Origin of the sequence: Streptomyces sp. NPDC057617 (assembly GCF_042800555.1) — a bacterium.
Taxonomy (GTDB): domain Bacteria; phylum Actinomycetota; class Actinomycetes; order Streptomycetales; family Streptomycetaceae; genus Streptomyces.
In genome coordinates, this window is record NZ_JBHVGV010000004.1 from 352,505 (window position 1) to 359,577 (window position 7,073).

At 71.6% G+C, this 7,073-nt stretch carries 6 protein-coding genes; all 6 read right to left on the minus strand.

Annotated features, from left to right (window positions below; genetic code table 11):
- Positions 1–89: 89 nt before the first annotated feature.
- Positions 90–1,454 carry a kynureninase gene (kynU, locus tag ACFU9P_RS13160; RefSeq protein WP_384079644.1) on the minus strand — a complete coding sequence of 455 codons (1,365 nt, stop codon included), beginning with the start codon at positions 1,452–1,454 and terminating at the stop codon, positions 90–92.
- The gene (locus ACFU9P_RS13165) at positions 1,447–2,292 is read right to left on the minus strand and encodes a tryptophan 2,3-dioxygenase family protein (protein WP_384079647.1); all 846 of its coding nucleotides are present in this window, start codon (positions 2,290–2,292) and stop codon (positions 1,447–1,449) included. The genes kynU and ACFU9P_RS13165 overlap by 8 nt, the downstream gene beginning before the upstream one ends.
- Positions 2,293–2,480: 188 nt before the next feature.
- Complete coding sequence (locus tag ACFU9P_RS13170) at positions 2,481–3,392, minus strand: DUF3152 domain-containing protein (protein WP_384079650.1); 912 nt, start codon at positions 3,390–3,392, stop codon at positions 2,481–2,483.
- 283 nt (positions 3,393–3,675) lie between these two features.
- Positions 3,676–4,089, minus strand: a complete 414-nt coding sequence (locus ACFU9P_RS13175) for a DUF3151 domain-containing protein (RefSeq protein ID WP_384079653.1) — start codon at positions 4,087–4,089, stop codon at positions 3,676–3,678.
- Positions 4,090–4,124: 35 nt separating this feature from the next.
- Positions 4,125–5,633, minus strand: a complete 1,509-nt coding sequence (locus ACFU9P_RS13180) for an MFS transporter (RefSeq protein WP_376373638.1) — start codon at positions 5,631–5,633, stop codon at positions 4,125–4,127.
- A gap of 158 nt (positions 5,634–5,791) precedes the next feature.
- On the minus strand, positions 5,792–6,823 hold the full coding sequence (fbaA, locus tag ACFU9P_RS13185; RefSeq protein ID WP_384079657.1) for a class II fructose-bisphosphate aldolase: 1,032 nt from the start codon (positions 6,821–6,823) through the stop codon (positions 5,792–5,794).
- Positions 6,824–7,073: the final 250 nt, after the last annotated feature.

Below are 7,073 nucleotides of genomic sequence, written 5' to 3' on the forward strand. Positions count from 1 at the left end.
GGGACGGTATCAGCCCCGAAGGGGGTCGATCACACCCCGCGTCCCGGTCCGGCCACCGCCCCGGCGCCCGCACCGTCGGGAAGGCCTGCCTAGCGGCCCGAAGGGGTCCCGGCCGGCACCCCGGTCGACACCCCAGGCGAGGTCCCCGGCGCCATCTCCCGCAGGACCTCCCCGAGCACCCGCGCGGCCCGTTCCGCATCGGCGAATCCGATGTACAACGGCGTGAAACCGAAGCGCAGCAGGTCCGGCCTGCGCAGATCGCCGACGATCCCGCGCGCGATGAGCGTCTCCATCACCGCGGGCGCCTCGGCGCAGCGGAGGGCGACCTGACTGGCGCGTTCCGCGTGCGCCGCCGGGGTCAGCGAGGTGACCCGGCCCGGCGGCGCGTACGCCTCGACGCACTCCAGGAAGAAGTCGGTGAGCGCCAGGCTCTTCGCGCGCACCGCCTCCATCCGTACCCCGGCCCACACATCGAGGGCCGCCTCCAGCGCCAGCATGGAGAGGATGTCGGGGGTGCCGACCCGGCCCCGTACCGCGCCCTCCGCCGCCGTGAAGTCCGCGGCCATCGCGAACGGATCGGCGTGCGCGTTCCAGCCGGGCAGCGGGGAGTCGAAGCGGGCCTGATGGCGCTCGGCGACATAGAGGAACGCGGGCGAACCGGGCCCGCCGTTCAGATACTTGTACGTACAGCCCACCGCCAGATCCACGCCGTGCTCGTCCAGACCGACCGGCAGCGCGCCCGCGCTGTGGCACAGGTCCCAGACGGCGAGCGCCCCGGCCTCGTGCACGGCGGCGGTGATCCCGGGCAGGTCGTGGAGCCGTCCCGTACGGAAGTCGGCATGGTTGACCAGCGCCACCGCCGTACGCGGCCCGAGCGCGCCGACCAGCTCCGCCGGGGCGACGGGCACGATCCGGCTGCCGGTCATCCGGGCCGCGGACCGGGCGATATAGCCGTCCGTGGGGAAGGTCGTGGCGTCGACGAGGATCTCGTCCCGGCCGGGGTCGGCGAGGCGGGCGCCCGCCACCACGGCCTTGAAGACATTGACGCTGGTGGAGTCGCCGACGACGATCCGGCCCGGCGCGGCGCCGACGAGCGGCGCGATACGGTCACCGATCCGCTCGGGCGCCTCCCACCAGCCGCTCTCGGTCCAGGAGCGGATACGCAGCTCGCCCCACTGGCGGGCGATGACGTCCTGGAGGCGCTCGGGGACATGGCGGGGGAGGGCGCCGAGCGAATTGCCGTCGAGGTACACGACGCCGTCCGTGAGGGCGAACAGCTCGCGGCGGGCGGCGAGTTCGTCGGCGGCGTCGAGCGCGGCGGCGCGCAGGGCGAGGGGGCGGGAGCCGGCCCCGGGCACGGACTCCCCGAAGGGCCGCGGCCCGGATTCGTTCAGCGCTTCGAGCGACTCGGGCAAGTCTTCCAGCGGCTCGGATTCTTCCAACGGCTCAGACATGGCTGCGCGCCGTCCACAGCTCGGGGAACACGTTCTTCGACGCCCGCTTCTCCAGCCAGGCGACGCCCGCCGACCCGCCCGTCCCGGTCTTGGAGCCCATCGCCCGCCGGGTCGCCACGAGATGGTCGTTGCGCCAGCGCCACACCAGCTCGCCGACGTCCGTCAGCGCCTCGCCGAGCCGGATCAGTTCGCTGTGCTGGTCCGGGTCAGCGTAGATCCCGGCCCAGATCTCCTCGACCGCGGGCGACGGCTCGTACCGCCCCGACAGATCGCGCCCGAGCACCTCGGGCGGCACCGGCAGCCCGCGCCGGGCGAGCAGCCGCAGGACCTCGTCGTACAGACTCGGCTCCTGGAGCGCCTTCTCCAGCTCGGCGTGGACGCGCGGGGCGCCGCGGTGCGGTACGAGCATCGACGCCGACTTCTCGCCGAGCAGGAACTCCATCCGCCGGTACATCGCGGACTGGAAGCCGGAGCCCTCGCCGAGGGCGCCGCGGTACGAGTTGAACTGCGCGGGGGTGAGCTGGGCGAGCGGCCGCCAGGAGGCGTTGAGCGCCTCCAGCTCCCGTACGGAACGCTTGAGGGCGTCGACGGCCGGCCGCGTAAGGTCCTCGCGCAGCGCGCGGGCCGCGGTCTCCCACTCGTGGACGATGACGGTGAACCACAGCTCCATGACCTGCGTGGTGACGAGGAACACCATCTCGCCGGGGTCGTCGGAGCGGGGCTGCTGGAGGTGGGTGAGGACCTCGGCCTGGACGTAGTCCTCGTACGGGGTGGTCCCGGCGAAGTCGAGGTTCGGGGCTTCCGAACCGGCTTCGGGGGTATCGGGGGCGTGCGACATCTCCGTCTCCTCGGCATGTGCTCCGGGTAGCGGTCCGCCCCTTCCGTGTTGGTTACGGAGCCCCGGTCCCCTGCGGGCATCATAAGCCGGGACACGGGTCGGTGGCGGGGGTGAGGTGCGCCCCGAATGGCCCCGGACGGTGGCTCAGGCGCTGTGTCCTGGGGGCTCAGAGCCTCAGCCCTGGGGGCTCAGACCCGCGGCCCCGTGATGTACGTCCCGCGCTCGTCGTACGGCCACGCGTTGGACACACAGCCGTCCAGACCCTTGATCTGCTGCATCATGACCGGCGCGGGACGGCCGGGGCCCGAGCAGCCCAGATGGTGGTGGAGGCCGATCTCGTGGCCGACCTCGTGGTTGATGACGAGGTGCCGGTATTCGGCGGGCGGTCCGTCGAAGGTGGGCGAGCCGAGGACCCAGCGGCGCAGATTGACCACAACGCCGTCGCCGGTCTCGCAGTTCAGCTCGCCGTGAGTGTTGAGGCCCTCGGCGAGGCAGAGGCGGTCGGCGGTGGCGGGGGTGGCGATACGGATGACGAAGTCGGCGTCGGCCTTCGAGGAGACGAGCTGGAAGGAGCCGCGGCCGTGGGCGGCCCAGCCGCGCGGGTGGGCGAGTATCGCCTCTATCTCGGCGGCGGCGCCCTCCGCGGATATGTCGATGCCCTTCTCGACCTGGACCCGGTAACGGCGCAACGGACCGGAACCGACACGGCTGCCGTGCGCCTGCGCGGTGGTGAAGGTCCCGGGCCCGGAGGCAAGGACGCGGGGCGGGGAGCTGCTGGAGGACGGCGACGGGGACGAGGACGGCGACGGGGAGCGCTCCGGGGGCGTCGGCGCGCTGGAACTCTCCGGGGGTTTGCTGGAACTCTCCGAGGGTTTCGGGGGGCGCAGTTCGCGTACGTCGGCGGTCTCAGCGGTCTCAGCGGCCGCGCCGGTACCGGCTTCGCCCCCGCCGCCCTGCCGGAACGCGAACGCGGCACCGCCGAGGACGACCACGAGGACCAGACCGAGCCCACCGAGAGCGAGCGGACTGAGCGAACGCCGACGGCTGCTTCGACTCGTGCGTCCACTGGTGCCTCGACGACTGGTGACGCGCTTGCCCAAGACGGGACTTCTCCCTGGTGAGACCCGGTGTACCGGATACGAACGGCGATGGCGGCGGGACCAGGCCGTACAGGGTCGTCGTAACAGACCGAACAGACCGAAGGCGACCGAAGGCCCGCGCCCTGGCAGACGGGCGGGGCCTTCGAAAGGTTGCGTGCTGCACCGAATTACTTGACCTGGAGCGGCCGGCCCCGGGGGTACGGTCCGGCGCGAGCGCCCCAGCCTCAGGCTCGCTCGGCGCTCGGCGTTCAGCGTTCAGCGTTCAGCGCTCAGCGCTCAGCGCTCAGCCCAGCGTGTCGGCCGCCAGCGGCGAGGAGTCCCGCAGGAACGTCGAGCAGCGCTCGTACTCGTCCTGCTCCCCGATCGCCTGCGCGGCCCGCCCGAGCGCGTGCAGCGCCCGCAGGAACCCGCGGTTCGGCTCATGCTCCCAGGGCACAGGGCCGTGCCCCTTCCACCCGCTCCGCCGCAGGGCGTCGAGCCCGCGGTGGTAACCGGTCCTGGCGTACGCGTACGACTCGACGACCCGCCCGCCCTCGAACGCCCCGTCGGCAAGCTGCGCCCAAGCCAGCGACGACGCCGGATACTTGGCGGCGACCTCGTCGGCCGGCGCCCCCTGAGCCAGCAGCTCCCGCGGCTCGGGATCATCGGGCAGGTGGGTGGGGGGCGGTCCCCCCAGAAGGTTTCCATGGATGGCCATACGTACAGTCTGCCTTGCCCCGCCCCACCCCCCGCTCACGGGACATCCGGCTTTCCGTCTGCTGCCGGACGATCTCCAGGTCCGCGGTCCCCGGGCACCTGGTCCGGGGCCGGTTGTGCCGCTTCCGGTTCCAGGGGCGGGGCCGCGAGGCCGCAGTGGATCTTGCACTCCGGCTGTTCGCCGGTGGCTTTCGGGGTGCGGATCGTCACTGCCGCGATGAGGGCGCCGACGATCAGGATGCCCGCGCACAGCGGCATCGCGCGGTCGAAGCTGGCGCCGAACTGGGTGGCCGAGCGGTACGCCTCCGGGCCGAGGCCGGTCAGCAGGGGGAGGGCCGCGACGGCGAGGAGGCCGGCCGCGCGGGCCGCCGCGTTGTTGATACCGCTGGCCAGGCCCGCCCGCGCGGTGTCCACGGACCCCAGGACCGTCGCGGTCAGCGGCGCGACCAGCGTCACCATGCCCAGCCCCATCACCAGCAGCGCGGGCAGCACATCCGCCAGATACGACGAGCCCTGGCCCACCCGCAGCATCAGCAGCATGCCCCCGGCGCACAGCAGCGGCCCCACCGTCAGCGGGAGCCGCGGTCCCGTCTTCTCCCCCAGCGCGCCCGACCGCGCCGAGAGCAGCAGCATCAGGATCGTCGTCGGCAGCAGCGCCGCCCCCGCGCCCAGCGCCGAGTACCCCACCACGACCTGGAGCTGGAGCGCGGCAAGGAAGAAGAAGCCGCCGAACGCCGCGTACACGCACAGCGTCACCAGATTCACCGCGGTGAACAGCCGGGACCGGAAGATCGACGGCGGCAGCATCGGTTCCTCGCGGCGCCGCTCCACCAGGACGAAGGCCACCGCGACCACCACCCCGGCCAGCCCCGCCGAGACCGCCTCGCCGATCAGCGCGTAGGTGATCAGCGCCAGCGCCACCGCCCCGAGCACCGCGCCCAGCACATCGAACCGCCCGTGCGCCGCCGGGGCCCTGGTCTCCGGTACGTGCCGCAGCGCCACCGGCGTACAGATCGCGGCCAGCGGCACATTCAGCAGGAACACCCAGCGCCAGCCGGGACCGTCCACCAGCCAGCCGCCCACGAACGGCCCGATCGCCGCCCCCACCCCGCCGAGCCCGGACCACAGCCCCACCGCCCGCGCCCGGTCGTCCGGATGAAAGCTGGCCTGGATGATCGCCAGTGATCCGGGTACGAGCAGCGCCCCGCCGATACCCTGCAACGCCCGCGCGGTGATCAGCACCCCCGCGTTCGGCGCGATCCCGCAGAGCAGCGAGCCCAGCGCGAACCAGACCACCCCGATCACAAAGATCTTCCGCCGCCCGTACCGGTCACCGAGCGACCCGCCCAGCAGGATCAGCCCGGCGAGCGTGACGAGATAGGCGTTCACGGTCCACTGGAGCGATGCCAGATCCGCGTTGAGGGACCTTCCGATGTGCGGCAGCGCGACATTGACGACGGTCGAGTCGAGCAGCGCCATGCTCGAACCAAGCACCGTCGTCAGAATGATCCAGCGGCCCTGGGCCGAGGACAGCCTGATTTCCATACGGGGATCATCCTCGCCCCGCGGCCCCCGGGCGACCCGGCCGACAGCACTGGACCTGGCCGCCGGCATGACTCGGGCCCGGCGTCTCGTACCGTACGTACGAGATGCCGGGCCCGGTGTGCGTAACGCAGCCGGCGCCTGTGGCGGGCCTGCCGGAACTACTTGAGCTTCGTGCCCGTCGACCGCAGCGCCCCGCACGCCTCCGTGACGCGCTTCGCCATGCCCGCCTCGGCCAGCTTGCCCCAGGTCCGCGGGTCATAGGTCTTCTTCGAACCGACCTCGCCGTCGACCTTCAGCACACCGTCGTAGTTGGTGAACATGTGCGCCGCGACCGGACGCGTAAAGGCGTACTGCGTGTCCGTGTCCAGGTTCATCTTCACAACACCGTTCTCCAGCGCCGTGGCGATCTCCTCGGCCGAGGAGCCCGAGCCGCCGTGGAAGACGAAGTCGAAGGGCTGGCTGCCCGCGGCCCTGCCGTACTTGGAGGCCACGCCCTCCTGGAGGTCCTTGAGCAGCTCGGGACGGAGCACCACGTTGCCCGGCTTGTAGACACCGTGGACATTGCCGAAGGACGCGGCCAGCAGATAGCGCCCCTTCTCGCCCAGTCCGAGCGCCTCAGCCGTACGCAGCGCGTCCTCGACGGTCGTGTACAGCTCGTCATTGATCTCGTGGCTGATGCCGTCCTCCTCACCGCCGGTCGGAGTGATCTCAACCTCAAGGATGATCTTGGCGGCGGCGGCCTTGGCGAGCAGCTCCTCACCGATGGCCAGGTTGTCGGCCAGCGTCTCCGCGGAGCCGTCCCACATATGCGACTGGAAGAGGGGGTCGCGGCCGGCCCGTACCCGCTCGGCGGAGATGTCGAGCAGCGGACGGACATAGCCGTCGAGCTTGTCCTTGGGACAGTGGTCGGTGTGCAGCGCGACCGTGATGTCGTACTTCGCCGCGACCACATGCGCGAACTCGGCGAGGGCGACCGCGCCGGTCACCATGTCCTTGTTGTACTGACCGCCCAGGAACTCCGCACCACCAGTGGACATCTGGATGATGCCGTCGCTCTCGGCCTCCGCGAAGCCGCGCAGCGCAGCGTGCAGGGTCTGGGACGAGGTCACATTGATGGCCGGGTAGGCAAACTTGCCTGCCTTCGCCCGGTCGAGCATCTCGGCGTAGACCTCGGGGGTTGCGATGGGCATCGGGCCGCTCCTTGTGATGTGCGGGTGTGAGGTGCTTGTCCCTGACTGGGGTCCCTGACCTGGGGGCGACGTCATCGTCGACTCCATCCTTCCAGACTCCCGCACGGGCTCCACTCGGAGCACCACCCTGGCGGCTCCGATCTGGGGTCCCGGACAACGGCAGCGGGCCTGGGTGGGTTCGCGTCCAAGGGAACGGACCATCCCACCGCCCGACCTACGGGCACCTTTCCCAGCTCTCTTCTGATTTGGT